General features: G+C 54.7%; 15 protein-coding genes. 10 read left to right on the top strand and 5 right to left on the bottom strand.

The genetic code is table 11. From position 1 onward, the window contains the following. Nucleotides 1-171: 171 nt before the first annotated feature. On the bottom strand, nucleotides 172-1,455 hold the full coding sequence (locus JW953_10255; GenBank protein MBN1993075.1) for a PD40 domain-containing protein: 1,284 nt from the start codon (nucleotides 1,453-1,455) through the stop codon (nucleotides 172-174). A gap of 987 nt (nucleotides 1,456-2,442) precedes the next feature. On the opposite strand from JW953_10255, the gene JW953_10250 reads away from it, so the two are divergent. The 3 genes from JW953_10250 (at nucleotide 2,443) to JW953_10240 (ending at nucleotide 4,696) form a co-directional block, all read left to right on the top strand. Next, nucleotides 2,443-2,676, top strand: a complete 234-nt coding sequence (locus JW953_10250; GenBank protein ID MBN1993074.1) for a hypothetical protein — start codon at nucleotides 2,443-2,445, stop codon at nucleotides 2,674-2,676. Nucleotides 2,677-2,706: 30 nt separating this feature from the next. Continuing rightward, a complete protein-coding gene (locus tag JW953_10245) occupies nucleotides 2,707-3,321 on the top strand; it encodes a hypothetical protein (GenBank protein MBN1993073.1) in 615 nt (204 codons plus the stop codon). A gap of 196 nt (nucleotides 3,322-3,517) precedes the next feature. Continuing rightward, nucleotides 3,518-4,696: a hypothetical protein gene (locus JW953_10240; protein ID MBN1993072.1), complete on the top strand. Its 1,179-nt coding sequence runs from the start codon at nucleotides 3,518-3,520 to the stop codon at nucleotides 4,694-4,696. Between the two features lie 149 nt (nucleotides 4,697-4,845). Here the strand turns inward: JW953_10240 and JW953_10235 are convergent, their stop codons facing one another. Next, on the bottom strand, nucleotides 4,846-7,881 hold the full coding sequence (locus JW953_10235; GenBank protein MBN1993071.1) for a tetratricopeptide repeat protein: 3,036 nt from the start codon (nucleotides 7,879-7,881) through the stop codon (nucleotides 4,846-4,848). A gap of 196 nt (nucleotides 7,882-8,077) precedes the next feature. Between JW953_10235 and JW953_10230 the strand changes: the two genes are divergently transcribed. The 5 genes from JW953_10230 (at nucleotide 8,078) to JW953_10210 (ending at nucleotide 13,125) form a co-directional block, all read left to right on the top strand. Continuing rightward, on the top strand, nucleotides 8,078-8,371 hold the full coding sequence (locus JW953_10230) for an acylphosphatase (protein ID MBN1993070.1): 294 nt from the start codon (nucleotides 8,078-8,080) through the stop codon (nucleotides 8,369-8,371). 86 nt (nucleotides 8,372-8,457) lie between these two features. Next, the gene (locus JW953_10225; protein MBN1993069.1) at nucleotides 8,458-8,823 is read left to right on the top strand and encodes a helix-turn-helix transcriptional regulator; all 366 of its coding nucleotides are present in this window, start codon (nucleotides 8,458-8,460) and stop codon (nucleotides 8,821-8,823) included. Nucleotides 8,824-8,828: 5 nt separating this feature from the next. Continuing rightward, the gene (locus JW953_10220; GenBank protein ID MBN1993068.1) at nucleotides 8,829-11,102 is read left to right on the top strand and encodes a cation-translocating P-type ATPase; all 2,274 of its coding nucleotides are present in this window, start codon (nucleotides 8,829-8,831) and stop codon (nucleotides 11,100-11,102) included. Nucleotides 11,103-11,293: 191 nt separating this feature from the next. Beyond that, nucleotides 11,294-12,739, top strand: coding sequence for an amino acid decarboxylase (locus tag JW953_10215; protein MBN1993067.1), 1,446 nt, complete (start codon nucleotides 11,294-11,296; stop codon nucleotides 12,737-12,739). Next, nucleotides 12,736-13,125, top strand: a complete 390-nt coding sequence (locus JW953_10210; protein ID MBN1993066.1) for an MGMT family protein — start codon at nucleotides 12,736-12,738, stop codon at nucleotides 13,123-13,125. The genes JW953_10215 and JW953_10210 overlap by 4 nt, the downstream gene beginning before the upstream one ends. A 70-nt stretch (nucleotides 13,126-13,195) precedes the next feature. Here the strand turns inward: JW953_10210 and JW953_10205 are convergent, their stop codons facing one another. After that, nucleotides 13,196-13,933 (bottom strand): phosphatidylcholine synthase, encoded by a 738-nt coding sequence (locus JW953_10205; GenBank protein MBN1993065.1) that lies wholly within the window; start codon nucleotides 13,931-13,933, stop codon nucleotides 13,196-13,198. Between the two features lie 22 nt (nucleotides 13,934-13,955). Further along, nucleotides 13,956-14,750: a hypothetical protein gene (locus JW953_10200; protein ID MBN1993064.1), complete on the bottom strand. Its 795-nt coding sequence runs from the start codon at nucleotides 14,748-14,750 to the stop codon at nucleotides 13,956-13,958. Between the two features lie 290 nt (nucleotides 14,751-15,040). Here JW953_10200 and JW953_10195 point away from each other — a divergent pair, with 290 nt between their 5' ends. Together JW953_10195 and JW953_10190 are read left to right on the top strand one after the other, a co-directional pair. Then, nucleotides 15,041-15,955 (top strand): serine/threonine-protein phosphatase, encoded by a 915-nt coding sequence (locus JW953_10195; protein MBN1993063.1) that lies wholly within the window; start codon nucleotides 15,041-15,043, stop codon nucleotides 15,953-15,955. Further along, nucleotides 15,952-16,296 carry a hypothetical protein gene (locus JW953_10190; protein MBN1993062.1) on the top strand — a complete coding sequence of 115 codons (345 nt, stop codon included), beginning with the start codon at nucleotides 15,952-15,954 and terminating at the stop codon, nucleotides 16,294-16,296. The genes JW953_10195 and JW953_10190 overlap by 4 nt, the downstream gene beginning before the upstream one ends. Before the next feature lie 9 nt (nucleotides 16,297-16,305). Here JW953_10190 and JW953_10185 read toward each other — a convergent pair whose 3' ends face one another. Beyond that, the gene (locus JW953_10185; GenBank protein ID MBN1993061.1) at nucleotides 16,306-17,103 is read right to left on the bottom strand and encodes a J domain-containing protein; all 798 of its coding nucleotides are present in this window, start codon (nucleotides 17,101-17,103) and stop codon (nucleotides 16,306-16,308) included. Nucleotides 17,104-17,358: the final 255 nt, after the last annotated feature.

Raw genomic sequence — 17,358 nt, 5'->3', positions numbered from 1 at the left:
CGGGGGGAGAACTAGGTAAGTCCCTCCCTTTGGGAGGGATTTAGGGAGGGCTAATAATTCCCCCACTGCGTAACTGCTACTCCTCCAAACTCCACCAAACAAAGCCCCAAAGGGGTTCAGCTACATTGATGACGCCCCCCTTTGGGTCTTTTTTATGGATCAACTACCGGCTTACGGCGACGAATTCTTGAGGATCAGGGGCAAGTAGGTCTTAACGCTGCTCGCGCCGGCCGCCAGCCAGATTTCGTATTGATTATCAGGAATGCCCTGGCCCAGGAAGTCGGCATCACTGTGAAAGGCGATTTTGCGGCCATCACTGTTGATACTGGGGTAGTCGCTGTCCCGGCCAGTACCACTCGTGGTGACGCGAGTGACGGTCATGGTGGCCGTGTCGTACAGCCAGATTTCGTCTTGATTATCAGGAATGCTCTGGCCCAGGAAGTCGGCGTCACTGACAAAGGCGATTTTGCGGCCATCACTGTTGATACTGGGGTACTCGCTTTCCCGGCCCACCGCGCCGGTGGTGACGCGGGTGAGGGTTATGGTGGCCGTGTCGTACAGCCAGATTTCGTCTTGCCACTGAGGAATGCCCTGGCCCAGGAAGTCGGCGTTACTCATAAAGGCGATTTTGCTGCCATCGCTGTTGATACTGGGGTACTCGCTGTACCGGTCCACCGCGCCGGTGGTGACGCGGGTGACGGTCATCGTGGCCGTGTCGTACAGCCAGATTTCGTCTGGACCAGCAATCCCCTGGCCCAGCAAGTCAGCGGTACTTTGAAAGGCGATTTTGCTGCCGGCGCTGTTGATACTGGGGGCCTGGCTGGCCCGGCCCACCGCGCCGGTGGTGACGCGGGTGACGGTCATCGTGGCCGTGTCGTACAGCCAGATTTCGTCTTGATTATCAGGAATGCTCTGGCCCAGGAAGTCGGCGTTACTCATAAAGGCGATTTTGCTGCCATCGCTGTTGATACTGGGGTGCCGGCTGGCCCGGCCACTGGGCGAAGCGGTGGTGACGCGGGTGACGGTCATCGTGGCCATGTCGTACAGCCAGATTTCGTATTGCCACTGAGGAATGCCCTGGCCCAGGAAGTCGGCGTTACTCATAAAGGCGATTTTGCTGCCATCGCTGTTGATACTGGGGTGCCGGCTGAACCGGCCACTGGGCGAAGCGGTGGTGACGCGGGTGAGGGTCATGGTGGCCGTGTCGTACAGCCAGATTTCGTATTGACCCGCAGGAATGCCCTGGCCCAGGAAGTCGGCAGTACTGTCAAAGGCGATTTTGCGGCCATCACTGTTGATACTGGGGTACTCGCTGAACCGGCCACTGGGCGAAGCGGTGGTGACGCGGGTCAAGGAAAAGCTTGCGGCCCAGAGGCTGGTGACCAGCAGCAGCAACAGCAGGCCGGCCAGGGTTATACTCAGACCAAATTGGCTTACTTTTTTGAAATGTTTCATGGTTTGGTTCTCCTATGGCTAATATAGTTATGAGTTACGCAGTTCATGTCATTTCGATGAGCGAAGCGAAGAGAAATCTCCAATTTGGCCGGTTGCAGGCGAGTTTCTTGGAGATTTCTCGCTCATTCTTCGCTCGAATGACATTTAAACGCCCAACTGCGTAACTCCTAATAGTTTTGGCTCTTTTCCTCGCCCCCAACACTATAGTGGATTGATGAGGAACCTGTCCTGAGCCTGTTGAAGGGAACGGATTTTTCGCTGCTGCCGAGTATTCGTTTTTTTATCCGTTGGTTGTCTAAATTCGTTATGGGCTTGGGCCGGGAATCACAAAACGAGACAACAGCTTGTTGCTTCAATAGAAACAGGCGTTTCTGATGAATTTTTAGAAATTAATCCGGTAAGGTAGGGGCGTATCCTTGTGGTCGCCCCAGAGGACAGGCACAAGGCGCTGTCCCTACGGTTACTTGCTTGGGCGCAGATAATTAACGCTGTCGTTATCGGTGAGGTAGTTGGTATTAGCTTGGAGTCGCCGGTCAGGGAGGCGAGGCAGGTGGCAGCCAGATATGTGGCATGTGGTGTGGCATAGTCAGAGTTGAACCATCATCTCGGAGGAGGAGGTGGGGGGAGAGAAGGGTGAAAGGTCTTACCAGGTGTCAAATTTGATAACCCACTACGATTGTACTGCTAAAGAGGGTTTTGGTCAAACCAACGTAAATACAACCCCGGCCTTAATGACCTTGAGTGAGGAGTGGGAGAATAAAAACTTTAACCTTTGCGTCTCCTTTTGGGTGGGTAAGCCAGGGCGCGACCATATCTGTCGCAGGTCTCCTGGTCGAATTCGAGTTGAACATCCTTACCACGGTAGAATGGGTCAAACAATACTCGCAAGAGGGTTCTCTTTTTCACGCTTTTTTGACGCCCCCGTGTTATGATGGCATCACAGAGTCAAAACGATACTAGTCTGGCCGAACACCCAAGAACAATAAAATGGCTGAACCCAAATACCACTCTTATCTGATTCGTTTGTGGCAAGAAAGTGCTGGAGAAAAATCTAGCTGGCGATTTGTGCTGGTCAACCTGACCAGGAATGAACAGCGGGGCTTTGCCAGCCTGGAGCGTCTGGTTACTTTTTTAAAAGAGCAGATGGCCGAGATTTCGGCATCTGACCAGCCGCACTCGGATGAAGCAAAAAATATAAAACAATCACCAGGGCGTGAGTGATATTAAAAAAGAGGAGGTCAGTCAATAGGAATGGAAAACAAACGAACAAGATGGATTTTAATTACTGGGTCCATCTTGTTGATTGTGGTTATCGCTACCGGCTGCGGCTCCAGCGAGAAGGCGCAACGTGAAGCTACCCAACAGGCGCAAGCGACCTGGGAAGAGCAAGTGCTCAAACCTGTTTTGCCGGTTTGCAGTGGCGATGGTCAAGCTGTTGCAGAGGCAGCCGCTTATAGCCAAATGTCGGGCGTACATCCGGTTGTATTAGCGCGTGGCAGCGTCGAGGGCAATTGGCGTGCCCCGCGCGACCCCTTGCGCCCGGAGTGGACGCCGCAAACCTTGCCGGAGGTAGAGTTGGTGGCCTGCATGCAAGTTGCTGAAGTTCTCGTCGAAAGTTGCCCTTACACGCTTGAAAACGGGCGACAAGCATCCGTCGAGCGTTTGCAGTATCAAACAAACATCACCTTACGCGAGGCAAAAACCGGCGTCGTAGTGGCCGACACGGTTTTAGCGGGCGCAATGCCCGCCGAGTGTAGCAGTGAGACTCGCTTTGAGAGGGACGAGTTGACCAAAAAAGTTTATGGCGTGGCCGTGGGCATCGGGCAGGTATCAGCGTGGTTGCAGCCCTACGTTGAGTTGCCGTAGCTCCAAAATAGTAAGAAGCATTTACATCGTATGTTCGCCCCGACAAACTAAACACTTTAAACAAATTTTAGCCGGAAAAACATTGCCGATGACAGTGATTTAGTTGAGTTTGTCATCGCCTTGGCGGGCTATTATGATTTAGCGTTTTGAGTTGGCACCTTCATATTCTAACCAGACAAAAATTAAGGAGAAAAAAATGTTCAACAAAAGTAAACAAACCCCAAGAATGCGGCTATTGACAACCCTGGCCATCGGCTTGACGCTCTTTGTTTTTGCTTGTGGCGGCGGCGATAAGCCTCCCCCCACGCCGGCGCCAACGCCAACCCCGGGGCCTCCTACGGCAACCCCGACCCCCGAGGAAACCGCAGGCCAAAGCTCTCAAACCGGCGCAGAGCCGTCCCTCATGGACATTGATATAAATCGCGCCCCCGGCCATTCAATCGGCTTTGAGAACAGCCTGGAACCGGGCGAAGCGCAGCGTTTCCTCTTCCTGGCCTCGCCCGGCGACAAGGTCGGGGCCAGCATTTATTCAACTGCCGAGATGCTCATTGGTATCCAAAACGCAAATACCGGCGAGATATTAGGCGCGGTGCCCAACAACGACGACTCTCTGGTGGTGAACATTCCCCAGAATGCGCTTTATCACATTGTTGTTGAAGACGCCGGGGGACAAGGCGGCGACTATGTGGCTGCTTTTGAAGCCTCGCCCAAAGTTAGCTTTGCTTTAGACCCCAACTATTTCAGCATTGGCCGCTTGCCCGAAGGCGGGCTGCTCTACTACACCTACACTGCGCCCGGCGGGGCTACGTTGCAGGGCAATGTTATTCCCCACCCCGACACCCCGGTTGATCTGGTGGTCAAAATTCGTGATCTGGAAAGTCAGACTGTTCTGGCTGAGTTCAATGAGTCAGGCCCCGGCGAGAACGAACAATTCACCTTCACTGTGCCCGATAGCGGCGGTAAAATCCTGACCTATATTGTCAGCGTTGAAGACATTGACCAAAATAAAGGCGCGTACATCTTCGCCGTTGCCAGCGACGCGCCGGTCGCCGCGCCCGCAACATCGCCCGAAAGCGTGGTGCAAACTATTTTTGATGCCGCCCAATCCGGCAATTTCACTCTGCTGCAAGGCTTGTGCGACCCGCAAGGCGAAAACGACAACGATACACAGACAATTTGCAATTGGGCTACGGATGAGACAGACCGGGAGGAATTTATCAAGTATTTTGCCGCTGGGAAAATAAACGGGAAGGCAACAATCAACCCCGACGGGACACAGGCGGAAGTGCCATTTTTATTTGGTCCGGATGGGAATAATGAAGAAACGATGAAGTTGGTCAATCGGAACGGACAATGGTATTTGTTTGGTTTTTAGCACTACAGGGAACTACGCTTTCAAGACAGTCACGGCATTTTTACGGGGGCCGAGGCGGATATCAATCATCTGCGGCGGGTCATTAACGTGATGTGTGATTTAGCGGAGGCTATCGAGAATGTGGCTACTTGAATTTTGGTCGGCAGGTTTCATTCAGCCAGGACCGCCGCCACGATTTCGGCCAGGATTTGGCTTTCCCCGCGTTCTCGGCATCGTGTTATCACTGGCGGTGAAAGCCCCGCCTCACATTTGGGCACAAGAGCTTGGGCGCGATTTTTACGTTCCTGGCTACCTTGCGATTGATGAATAACGAAGGCCAGCAACTCCAAGGCGCTTTCCTGTTTGCCCTGTTGTTGGAAAAGGTTCGCCACCCCTATCAAAATATCCAGTGCCATCTGATCCGCTTGTATTTCCATAACCAGGTTTAAGGCTTCGGCAAAATATTCTTTTGCTTCCGGGTAGGCGTCCATGCGGCAGGCTACATTGCCTAACTGTTTCAGGCAATCTGCCATTGAGCGGTGGTCGCCCGTTTCCTGGCTCAGGTCAAAGCTTTGCTGTAGAAATGTTTTGGCCGCGACATGCTCACCCAATAAGCTGGTAACCTGCCCCAGATAGTTGAGCGCAGCCGACTGCCCATACCGGTAACCAATTTTTTGATAAACCTCCAGACTTTCCCGGTAGAGTTGTTGCGCCTCTGGATAGTTTCCTATTTCTTGAGCTACTGCCCCTTGGTTGATCAGCGCCCGGGCGATACCAAACCGGTCGTCAATTTCCCGGGCAAGAGCCAAACTTTCTTGATAAAGAGATTGGGCCTGGTCATAATCGGCTGATAGGTCACCGATGGTATTGGCCAAATTGTTAAGGCTCAGGGCCATCCCGGCCTTGTTGTCTGTCTGGCGGTAAAGCGTCAGGCTCTCCTCAAAGCGTTCTTTGGCCGGTACGTGTTCACCCTGCCAATAGTGAACCCGGCCCAGCAATTGAAGGGCCAAAGCCAGTTCATCCTGCTCTTGAAGTGTCCGGCAAACCCGGATACTATTTTTTAACCGTATCTTGGCCCCGTCATAGTGAGCCAGCCAGCTCTCGAACTCAGCCTGTCGCGTCCAAATCTTGGCCAGAAGCAGGCTATCATTTTGACCCGCCGCCAGGGCTACTTCCTCGGCTTGCGCAAATACTTGTTTGCCCTCGTGAAACCAGTTTCGCGCCCAGTAGAATTGATAGAGGCTTTCCAGGCAAGGCTCAACGGCTTCGAGTTTTGCCTGGGTCACAGCCCACTGCCAGGCGGCCCGGATATTCTCGATCTCGACCCCAATTTCTGCCAGAATTTCTGGATGAAAGTTTATATTCAGGGGTGCGGCTCTTTGGTGTAGAAAGTCGGCATAATATGTACAACGGCGTTCAAGAGCTGTTTCTTTTTCCGCAGGATAATTGTTGAGTTCTTCGGCAGCGAATTGTCTCAATAACTCGTGGATGCCGTACCGTCCTGAGGCATCCTGTTGCAATAGAGATTTATTAATCAGGTTGGACAAAACCTCCGGGGTGGCCTGGGCCACCTGCCGGGCTGCCTGGGCGGTAAAACCGCCGCGAAAGATGGTTAGCTTTCGAAAAACACGCTGTTCCGCTTCGGCAAGCAACTGCCAGGAGTGTTTGAAAACCGCTCGCACGCTGCGATGGCGTTCGGGCACGTCGCGCATGGTCGTGGTCAGGGTGTCAAGACTGCTTTCGATCTGGGCGGCAATTTGCTCGCACGATAAGGTTGCTACCGAAGCGGCAGCCAGTTCAATTGCCAGCGGCATCCCCTCCGCCAGTTGACAAATACGACCCACCGTGGCTGTGGTTGCGCCTGAAAGTGAAAATTCGCGCTCGACGCGACGGGCGCGCTTGAAAAAGAGTTGCACCGCGCTGTAACTTTCGATGCTTGCTTGATGAAAGTTGCCTTTTTCAAAGTTCTTTTGGGGGAATGCCAGCCCCTGTACTTTAAAAACCCACTCGGCCTGAAGATTCAGGCGTTGCCGGGATGTCACCATTATTTTTACCTCTGGCGCGATTTTGAGGATTTCCAGCAGTAAATCTAGCCCTGCCTTTTCTGTTACCGGGGAAGCCAGCAGGTGTTCAAAACTATCCAACACCAGCAATATCTCTTTCTCTCGCAAATAATTCACAAGTTGGGTTTGCGGGTCTTCTTCACCGGAAAAAGATAAACCCAGGGCGTCGGCAATGGTCGAGGCCAGAAACTCGCTCGAACTCAGCGCAGCCAGCGGGACAAAGTAAACGCCGTGCAGAAAAATCCCAATGTGTTCTTGGGCCGACTGGAGAGCCAGGCGAGTTTTGCCAATGCCGCCCAGGCCGGTCAGGATCAGCAGGCGGCAGTTGGGGTTGGCCAGATGTTCGGCCAGGTATTGTAGTTCCCCCTCCCGGCCAATCAGCGAGGTGAGTTGCGGCGGTAAATTGTGGGGGCACCTTGTTCCGGCAGAGCGGATGCGCTTGTATAAAGCCTGGGTTTGCCGCGAGGGTTCCGCGCCCAATTCTTCGCTTAAAATGCGGCAGCAAGTTTCGTATTGGGTCAGCGCCGCGCCGCGCTGACCGGTGCAGGCCAAAATCCGCATCAACTGCCGGTGAGCTTCTTCCCGGTAGGGGTCCAGCTCCATCTGTTGGAGGGCGTAGGTTTGGGCCTGGTTATACTCGCCCCGGCGCAGGTGATGGCGGGTAAGGTGATAGAGCGCGGTTAGGGCCTGGATGTGGAATCGTTCCCGGCAGGCAATCGCCCAGGTTTCAAACTCGACGCTGTCGCCCAAGAGCAGGTCGGCCAGAAATTCACCCTTGTATAAGGCGACGGCTTGTGCCATGTGTTGGATACAGCTTTGACAGCTTTCGATGTCGGGATAGGGATGAACATGGCCGTCAGCCTCCAGATGCGTCCGGAAGTCGGCCACATCCAGCCAGGTCTGGTTAGAACAGTTGAATTGGACCGTATCGCCATCAATCAGTAAAAATGGGGGCGAAACGTTTTGATCATTGATAGCCCGGCGCAGGGTTGCTAGCGATTGGCGCAGATTTTGCCGGGCCAGTTTGGGGGTTTGGTCGGGCCAAAATAGCGTAGCCAGGGTTTCGCGCCGGTGAAAATGCTCGGCTTCCACTGCCAAATAAGCCAGCAAGGCCCGCACTTTATTGTAGGCAAAAGCGGTCACGGGGCGTGAGTCTAATGTAACTTGAAATGATCCTAATAACCGGATAGCAAGCTGTGGCATGAGTGAAGTATAACATAGGTTGGGAATTCAGAAAATCAATTTGACCCTTTTGACAGGGCGATTGGCAATTTGCCCTGTCTCATCTCAGATTTTTGTGCTACAATATTAATGGTTAAAATTGCGGCAGGAGGGTCCAATGACCGATCAAAACACAAAAGTGACCCGCGCCCACGTTTTTGTCTCTGGCCGGGTGCAGGGGGTCAATTTTCGTTGGCATACGCAGCGCAAAGCCCAGGAATTGGGACTGACCGGCTGGGTGCGTAACTTGTGGGATGGCCGGGTGGAGGCGATTTTTGAAGGGGATGAAAAAGCGGTTAAAAACGCCGTCAGTTGGTGCTACGACGGCCCGCCCTCGGCCCGGGTAGACAACGTGGAAACCGCCTACGAAACTCCCGGCGGCGAATTTCAGGGGTTTCAGATTACGTGGTAAAACCCGGGCTTTTGTTCACCACCTTGACAACCTCTTTTTTTCAAGGTAATATATGAGTAACTATTCATATATTAGCGGAGACAACAATGCCCCAAACACCGCCGGCCGAGCGCTGCGCCAAAATTATTATTGACGAAGAAAAAGTAAAACAGGCCCAACAGCGCCTGCTGGACGGCCTGTCGGCCACCCGCCTGGCCGCTATTTTTAAGGCCTTGGCCGACCCAACCCGCGTGCGTATTGTTTCGCTCCTGGCCCATACCGAGCTGTGCGTGTGCGATCTGGCGGCCAGCCTGGGCATGTCGCAAAGCGCCGTTTCTCACCAACTCAGCCTGATGCGCGAGCTGCGCGTGGTCAAAAACCGCAAAGAAGGGCGGCTGGTGTATTACACCCTTGACGACGAGCACGTGCGTGACCTGTTCCGGCGTGGTTTAGAACATATCAAACATCGGTGACTTTTATGAACCAAAAACTTCAGTTACACCTCACTGGCCTGGACTGCGCCGACTGCGCCCTGAAATTGGAAAAGTCCGTGGCCAACCTGGACGGCGTTGTTTATTGCCGGGTCAACTTTGGCACGGCCAAAATGAAAGTTGAGGGGCAGGTTGACCGGGAAACAGTGGTCAAGCAAGTTCAAGCGTTGGGCTACGGCGTGGCCGCGCCGGAGGCCTTTTCCCGGCCTCGCTCCAAAAGCCGGCTCTGGTTCAACCTGCTGCACCGGCCGCGTAATATGCTCACCCTGGTTGGGGCCGTTTTTATTCTGCTGGCTTTTTTGGCGCAAGGCGTGAGCGGCGGCGGGGTGGTTTCGTTCGCCTTCTTTTTGGTGGGCGGGCTGTTTGGCCTTTATTTTCCGGCCAAAACAGGTTGGGCCGCCCTGCGCAGCGGCCAGGGATTGGATATGAACATATTAATGACCCTGGCCGCTATTGGCGCTTTTGCCATTGGCGAATACGGCGAGGCCGCCACCGTGATTGTGCTGTTCAGCCTGGGCGAAGCCCTGGAAGGCTACACCATGGAGCGCACCCGCGATAGTATCCGCAGCCTTACCCACCTGGCCCCCGCCGCGGCCGTCGTGCTGCGCCCGCGCCTGGACTGCCCGGATTGTCGAGGCCGCTCCCTGCCCGATGGCTCCGGCCTTTACACCAGCGGCCCCTGCCCCTGGTGCGACGCGCGCGAACAAAATGTTCCGGTTGAGGCGCTGGCCGTGGGCGACCGCATTATTGTTAAACCCGGCGAGCGCATCCCCATGGATGGCCGGGTGCGCAGCGGCCACTCCGCCGTAAACCAGGCCCCCCTCACCGGCGAAAGCCTCCCGGTAGAAAAAAGCCCCGGCGACGAGGTGTTTGCCGGCGCCGTCAACGGCAATGGCCTGCTGGAAGTTGAAGTCACCCGCCTGGCTGCGGACAACACCCTATCGCGGCTCATTTACCTGGTTGAAGAAGCGCAAAGCCAAAAAACGCCCACCCAACGTTTTGTGGATAAATTCGCCCGAGTCTATACCCCTCTGGTGGTCATCGGCGCGGCGCTGGTGGCCGTGCTGCCGCCTCTATTGTTTGACCAACCTTTTCTGGATTCGCCCGGTGGGCGGGGCTGGCTTTACCGCGCGCTCACTTTGCTGGTCATCGCCTGTCCCTGCGCTCTGGTGATTGCCACGCCGGTGGCCGTGGTCAGCGCCATTGCCTCGGCGGCGCGGCGCGGGGTATTGATCAAGGGTGGGGCGTTTTTGGAAGCCTTGGGCCGGGTAAAAGTGGTGGCCTTTGACAAAACCGGCACGCTGACCCAGGGCCGGCCGGAACTGGTCCACATTGCCTGTGCCGACAATTGCTGCGCTGAAGCCCGTGCGCGCGATCCGCTGATTGCCTGCCGCCACTGCGACGACATGCTGGCTCAGGCAGCGGCTGTGGAGCGTTACAGCACCCATCCCCTGGCCCAAACCATCATCCTGGCTGCTCAAGGCCGGGCCTTGCCCCACCTTCAGGCCCGGCAGGTTGAAAATTTGCCGGGACAAGGCGTGCGGGGTCGGGTGAACGGCCAACTGGTCACTGTGGGCAGTCACGCCCTGTTGCACTCCAACCGGAACCACGCCGCCGAATTCTGCCGGCGCGTTGCCGCAGCCGAGGCCAACGGCCACACCACCATGCTGGTCCACGAGAATGATGCCTTGTGCGGCTACCTGGCCGTGAGCGACCCGCCCCGCCAGACCGGCCGGTCCGCTATTGCCGCTCTGAAAAAAATAGGCGTGGCCCACACCGTCATGCTCACCGGTGACAATCCCACCGTGGCCAAAGCCATTGGCCGGCAATTGGGCCTGGACCGGGTAAAGGCCGGGCTAATGCCGGAGGACAAAGTGATGGTTGTGCGGGATTTGGTTAACGAATACGGCAATACCGTGGCCATGGTTGGCGACGGGGTCAATGATGCCCCAGCCCTGGCGGCGGCCAGTGTTGGCGTTGCCATGGGCGCGGGCGGTACGGCCCAAGCCCTGGAAACCGCCGACGTGGCCCTGATGGCCGACGACCTGGCCCAACTGCCCGGCGCAATTGCCCTGGGCCGGCGCGCCGCCCGCACCATTCGGTTCAACATCTGGTTTGCCCTGCTCATCAAGGCCGTTTTTTTAGTGACCGCTCTTTTTGGCGTGGCCACCCTATGGATGGCAGTTTTTGCCGACGTGGGTGCCTCCCTCCTGGTCACTTTGAACGGGATGCGTTTAATGCAAAAAGACAACAACGTCTGAAATTGTCTTACCCTCTCCCTCACGTTTAACCAACAGCGCTAGTTTTGGTATGCTTAATCTCATGCCCAAACTCCAGTTTGGACACGAGATTATTGGACTTTCAATTAATTCCGTGATGCTAATTTTGTTATTCTTTAAAAAATTGGGTAATCTACTCTATCCTACAAATTTCTAGCACCAGGAGAAAGAAGATGCGCGCCAAAATCAGAGCGCTCCAAAATCAGGCCCGGCCTCTGGAACCGGATGCGGCCGAACGCGCCAATTTATTGGCCGGGGTTGGCCAATACGCGGAGAGTTTTTTGGAAAATCTGGCCCAGGCCCCGGCTTACGCGATTTTGGCCGATGGGGGCAGGGGGTTGTACGATTCGCCCATTACGGACGAACCAATTGAGCTGGACACAGCCCTGAACCTCCTGCAACACAATGTGGACCAGGTGGGCATCAATCCGGCCTCGCCCGGGGCTTTTGGTTACATCCCCGGGGGAGGTCTCTATTTTGCGGCTTTGGGGGATTATTTGGCGGCAGTGACCAATCGTTACGCCGGCTTGTTTTTTGCTTCGCCGGGGGCGGTGCGGATGGAACAAATGCTATTGGCCTGGCTGGCCGGTGAAGTGGGCTATCCGGCCAATGCTGCCGGCACTTTAACTTCCGGGGGAAGCATTGCCAACCTGGCCGGGATTGTCACGGCCAGGGAAGTCCATGATTTAAAAGCCAAAGATTTTGACCGGTCGGTGGTGTATTTATCCCGGCAAACTCACCATTCGGTAGATAAGGCGCTGCGCCTGGCCGGGTTAAGGGAGTGTGTCAAACGGTATATTCCGCTGGACCGGCAGTACCGCATGCGGGCCGAGGTTTTAGCCGAAACAATTTTGAGCGATAAAAAGGCCGGGTTGCATCCCTGGCTAATCATTGCCTCGGCCGGCACTACCGACGTGGGCGCGGTTGACCCCTTGCCGGATATTGCCGACATCGCCCACACGCACCAGCTCTGGTTGCATACCGATGGCGCGTATGGCGGCATTTTTACCCTGTGTGCAGAAGGCAAAGAAGTTTTGCCCGGCCTGGAAAAAGCCGATTCCTTGGTTATTGATCCGCACAAAGGACTATTTCTGCCCTACGGCACCGGGGCCATTTTGGTAAAGAACGGCCAACAACTCCACCAGGCCCATTATTACCAGGATGCGCCCTATATGCAAGATGCCGAGACTGCGCCGGCTGAAATCATCTCCCCGGCGGACCTGTCGCCGGAGTTGACCCGGCATTTTAGGGGATTACGGCTGTGGCTGGCCCTGAAGCTGGCGGGCGTGGCTCCTTTCCGGGCGGTTTTGGCTGAGAAAATACTGCTGGCGCGTTATTTTCATGAACAGGTGCAAACGCTGACCGGCTTTGAGGTTGGCCCTTATCCCGACCTTTCCATTGCCACGTATCGCTACCTCCCGCCCCGCGGCAACGCCAATGTTTTTAACCAAAAATTGGCCCAGGCGGTGCAAAACGACGGCCGGGTTTTTGTTTCTTCCACCATGCTCGATGGCAAATTCATCCTGCGGCTGGCCGTGTTATGTTTTCGCTCTCACCTGGATGAAGTTGACCGGGTGCTGGAAGTATTGCAGGAAAAAGTGGAGGAATTAAAAAAATGACGTCTCCAACTTTGTTAAAAAACGCCCCAACCTACGAGCGGATTTACGCCGTAGTTTGCCAAATTCCGGCCGGCCGGGTAGCCACTTACGGCCAGGTGGCGGCCATTGTGGGTGGCTGCACGGCGCGGATGGTTGGTTATGCGATGGCGGCCCTACCTTTTGGTACCGACGTGCCCTGGCAGCGAGTCATTAATCGCCAGGGTAAAATCAGCCTGCGCAGCAGCGGGCATGGCAGCGCGCATCAACGGGAGTTATTGGAAGCGGAAGGGATTATTTTTGACCGGCAGGGCCGGGTTGATTTTAACCAGGTTGGCTGGGCCGGGCCGGATTGGGAGTGGCTGGAGCGGCATGGGTTTCAGCCGGCCCCGCTGTTGAAGGATGGCTGAGTAATATTGCGGAAGTATGGGCCGGGTTTTATTAGGCCCAAACCGAATTTAAGCACAAAAAAACCAGCCTCTACTCCTTTTCCAAAGGCACAAGGGTGCGGTATATGCTCAACAGGACGTAAAAAACGAAATAGCCAATAGAGTAAATCACCCAAAACCGGCTGGTTGCCGGATGAAACCACAGGAGCGCGGCGGCGGCTATCCCCCACAGAATAGTGGCCAGCACAAAAGCGCCCCGCAGCCAGCGACTGCGGGCCAGGTAATCGGGCCGGGAGGGATAGGCATACTTAATAGGCACAAAAACCAGCACAGCCAACAAGAGGATGATCGCCAGGTTGGCCGGCGGCGGCAACTGCCACAGAAACAGGTAAAAAACCACAATATTCCAATAACTGGGGAAACCCTTAAAAAAGTGGTCGTCGGTTTTGGCCTCGGTTTGGCTGAATTGAAACGCCGAGACCAGCACAATAACCCCGGCTCCCACCAGCCTCCAGTTGGCCGGAAGCAGATCACTGAGCAATAAAAAAAAGGCCGGCACCATCACGTAGTTAAGATAGTCCAGCAAATTGTCCAAAAGCGAGCCGTCAATATGGGGCAATACTGTTTTTACCCGAACCAACCGGGCCAGCACGCCGTCCGCCGAATCCACAATAATGGCAAAACCCATTAACCAAAAAGCCAGGCCCCATTTCTGCCGATGAAGAGCATCCAGGGCCAACAGGCCAAACACGGCCCCGCTGGCCGTAAAGAGATGCGCCAGCCAGGCCAAAATGCGGTGGTGCCAGGTGATCGAGAAGTCACTGGTCATATTTTTTATACCTTGTCACCCCCTACATCTCCTCATTGTCCGGCCACTCTTGTTGGCCCGGACAGGTCAATTCGCGCACCGAGTTAAGATGAATGGATAATATTTCTGCGGGTTCCTCCTCACTTTCCACCTCTTCCGGTTTGCCAAAACTAATTACCAACTCCTGAGTGTCATAATCCCATTCAATATTGGTAATGATGAGGCCGTTGAGGGTATCTAACAACTCATTACAATCGTCGGTATGAAAAGATTGGCCGCAATCGGGGCAGAGCAGGGGTAAGGTGTGACCGTTTTGAAAAACAAGGGTCAAAACGGGTTCGGTAATCAGGTCGGTAATGGGGGCGTCTTCCAGGTGAGCGTACAGATATTCGCCCACACACAGAAACTCGTTGTCAAGAATAATCATGGGCAGTCCATCGTGCGAACAAAAGATAAGCCCCTCCAAAGGATAAAGCCAGGGAGAAGATGGGTCGGACGAATTAGCGGGGAACGATAAATTTTCTTCGTCTTCATCCTCTTCAGGCCAAGGACCGTCATAATCGGCGGGAATGGCTTCATCGGGCACCACATCAACCATGCTGTTCCGCAGCATGTAGAGCATATTGACCAAAAACTGTTCAACCCCCTCATCTTCTATCAATTGGGCGGCAGATTGAATCCAGGCTTCGTCGGACACGATGCGCTGGTAAGGAGGCACGCCGGCATAAACCGGATTGCTCAGCATGCCCCGCACCCCGGCCTCACTCATCTCGCCCGGATCGGTGACATATTTTACTGTTCGCCGGGGAAGGCGAGGCAAATTGAGTTTGTCACTCATGGTATATTCTCCTCAAATAGTGATTTAACGGATGGCGCCTTATTCTACAGGCAACTCTTCCCGGTGTAGGGCGTATTACGTATGGCGTAACGCTCTCTATTCGCCTGTATTATAAACTAACCCGCCAGAAGTGTCTATCTGGCCGGAGCCAACATTTTAGCAGAGGGTTTGGTGATTTGTCCCTACCCGGACTATAATAAAAATGGTTGTTTCTGGCTATTGACCATGTTGGTGATCTATGCCAAAATAGAAGCGTAATCTCAAACCGTGCCCACAGGACAACGTTATCAATGAATACCTCAAAACCAGATATGTACTTCCATTACGCCGGAGTAACCGATACCGGCCTGCTGCGTAGCCACAACGAGGATGCCTACCAACTTCCCGTGAATTTTGATGGCGATACTTTGGCCCAAAGAGGTTACTTTTACGTGCTGGCCGATGGCATGGGGGGGCATCAAAAAGGTGAGGTGGCCTCCAGGGTAACTATTCAAACCACGTTTGCCGAATATTACGCCGCCGCTCACCTGCCGGAAAAAGAGCCGCAACAGGCCATCATTGAGGCCATGATAAAAGCCATTGAGCAGGCAAACCTGCAAGTGATGCAAGCCACCGAAGGCGGCGGCACCACCATTGTGGCGGCTCTATTGTACCATGATTTATTGGTGGTTATGAACATTGGGGATTCGCGGGCCTATCTGTTGCGTAACAATGAATTGCAGCTCATTAGCCGGGACCATTCCCTGGTTTCCCGCTTGCGCGAGTTGGGCAAGATTACGGCAGAAGAAGCCCTGAATCATCCCCGCCAGAATGTTCTTTACCAGGCCCTGGGACAGGATACCGATTTAGAAATTCACACGTTTACCGACAGACTGCAATTGGATGATACCATCATCCTATGCAGCGATGGTTTATGGGGGCCGGTGGGCGATGCGGCCATAAAAGAGGCGCTCTGCGCCACCGACTCGCCCCTTGAGGCGGCCAAACAACTCACCCATCTGGCCAACGCCTCCGGCGGCCCCGACAACATCACCACCATTATCATTAAAGTGCGCGACACGCCTCCTCCCGAGGGGGGCTACGTTGCCGAGATGGAAGCCGAGGCCGCCTCTACCATCGCCGCTGATACGCGCCCTACCCCCGTCGTCCGCCTGAAGCCTACTACCCTGCCTGAAGGCAAATTTTATACGGATAGAAACTTATGATTGATTTCATGACGGTCGAACAATCCGTGAAGGCCTTAAAAGCAAAACTTGTCGCCGGCGAAATGGGCGAGCGCGCCTTTGAAGAATCCCTACTGGGGTTGATTGACGTGGCCGAAGATGGTTACTATTGGATGTTTGGCCATGAAAGCGAAACCTGGTACCGACACGACGGCGAAAAATGGCTCCCCGACGACCCCGGCGAAATGTTCATTCCCCTGCCGGAGCCCGCCGTTGAGCAAAATCTCCCGGCGCAGTGGCGTTCAATTAATTGGGGCTGGTTCATTGCCAGTTTGATTATCCTGGCCGTCATTGGCGGCCTGGTCTATTATTCCACGCTGTAATTCGCGCTCTCAACGCTCAATTCTAATAAAGCCCTGTTCCGGTCCTAACTGGTCAAATTGGGCTTTGAGCATATCTCGCTCGGCGGTTTGGCGGGCAATTTTTTGTTTCAGGTCGGCGGCCATCTCGGCCAATAAATCGCGTCCCTGGCGGCGGGCCATTTTAACCTCAATGCTCAATTCCACGCTGGGCCGAAACCGCACATTACGTAATTCCTTCTGAATTTGACGCCGACGGCTTTGGCAGCGATGCAACTCGGCTTGCAGGGCCTGGATCAACTGCGTCTCTGTCTGGTCTGGGGCGGGGCCAAGGGTTGTGTCCGGCCCGGCGGCCAGGGCTACCAATTCAACCAGGCTGCGGGCGGCGTAGGCGTTATTAACGGCCGCCATCTTTTCGGTGCGCCGGGTCCGATCGGCTTCATCTACGGCCAGGTCGGGATGAAACCGGCGGGCCAATTGGCGGTACAATCGTTTGATCTCCGCCTCGCCGGCCGCATTGAGGGGTTGGGGCGGCGGCGTGGGCGCGGTTGGCGGCGGGGCTTGCCAGGCGCGCCGGTACTGCACGTCAACCGGAACGTGAGCCTGGCCAAAAACCTGCTTACTGCGCAGAGTTTGCATGCGCTCGGTGTACCACTGGATTTCTTTTTCCAGCGCTTCCAGGGTATCAAATAAATAACCCACCCTGGCCTCAAATTCAAACTCAAAGGCGTTCACTTCGGCCAGCCGGTCGGCCAATTCTGCCTCGGCTTCGATGAGTTCATGATGTATCTGGGCTAATTCCGCCCGCAAATGGGTTAATTGTTCTTGCATTGAATGCCCGGGAATTGAGCCATCATCCCTTCCGGCTCCTGATATTGAGTCAAAAAACATCATACACCTACCCCCAGATAAAGGGCAAAACGCAAAATTAAAAAATCCATAGTACCAATGGGGGAAGGAGTTGCTTGACCCGGCTCTTTAAACCTGATATACTTTTTACTAATAACCTGAGTTCGGGATAACTAAATGAAGTCAGGGAAAAGAGCTAATTGTTCAGGAGTAAGCTTAAGGGCAGGCTTCTTTTCC

The organism is Anaerolineae bacterium, from assembly GCA_016931895.1.
Lineage (GTDB): Bacteria > Chloroflexota > Anaerolineae > 4572-78 > J111 > JAFGNV01.
This window is presented reverse-complemented; position numbering and strand designations above follow the sequence as displayed.

Coding starts and splice junctions, on each gene's coding strand:
- JW953_10195 (MBN1993063.1), top strand. CDS start 15,041: ATGAATACCTCAAAACCAGATATGTACTTCCATTACGCCGGAGTAACC.
- JW953_10190 (MBN1993062.1), top strand. CDS start 15,952: ATGATTGATTTCATGACGGTCGAACAATCCGTGAAGGCCTTAAAAGCA.
- JW953_10225 (MBN1993069.1), top strand. CDS start 8,458: ATGCCCCAAACACCGCCGGCCGAGCGCTGCGCCAAAATTATTATTGAC.
- JW953_10185 (MBN1993061.1), bottom strand. CDS start 17,103: ATGCAAGAACAATTAACCCATTTGCGGGCGGAATTAGCCCAGATACAT.
- JW953_10240 (MBN1993072.1), top strand. CDS start 3,518: ATGTTCAACAAAAGTAAACAAACCCCAAGAATGCGGCTATTGACAACC.
- JW953_10215 (MBN1993067.1), top strand. CDS start 11,294: ATGCGCGCCAAAATCAGAGCGCTCCAAAATCAGGCCCGGCCTCTGGAA.
- JW953_10245 (MBN1993073.1), top strand. CDS start 2,707: ATGGAAAACAAACGAACAAGATGGATTTTAATTACTGGGTCCATCTTG.
- JW953_10250 (MBN1993074.1), top strand. CDS start 2,443: ATGGCTGAACCCAAATACCACTCTTATCTGATTCGTTTGTGGCAAGAA.
- JW953_10255 (MBN1993075.1), bottom strand. CDS start 1,455: ATGAAACATTTCAAAAAAGTAAGCCAATTTGGTCTGAGTATAACCCTG.
- JW953_10230 (MBN1993070.1), top strand. CDS start 8,078: ATGACCGATCAAAACACAAAAGTGACCCGCGCCCACGTTTTTGTCTCT.
- JW953_10210 (MBN1993066.1), top strand. CDS start 12,736: ATGACGTCTCCAACTTTGTTAAAAAACGCCCCAACCTACGAGCGGATT.
- JW953_10205 (MBN1993065.1), bottom strand. CDS start 13,933: ATGACCAGTGACTTCTCGATCACCTGGCACCACCGCATTTTGGCCTGG.
- JW953_10200 (MBN1993064.1), bottom strand. CDS start 14,750: ATGAGTGACAAACTCAATTTGCCTCGCCTTCCCCGGCGAACAGTAAAA.
- JW953_10220 (MBN1993068.1), top strand. CDS start 8,829: ATGAACCAAAAACTTCAGTTACACCTCACTGGCCTGGACTGCGCCGAC.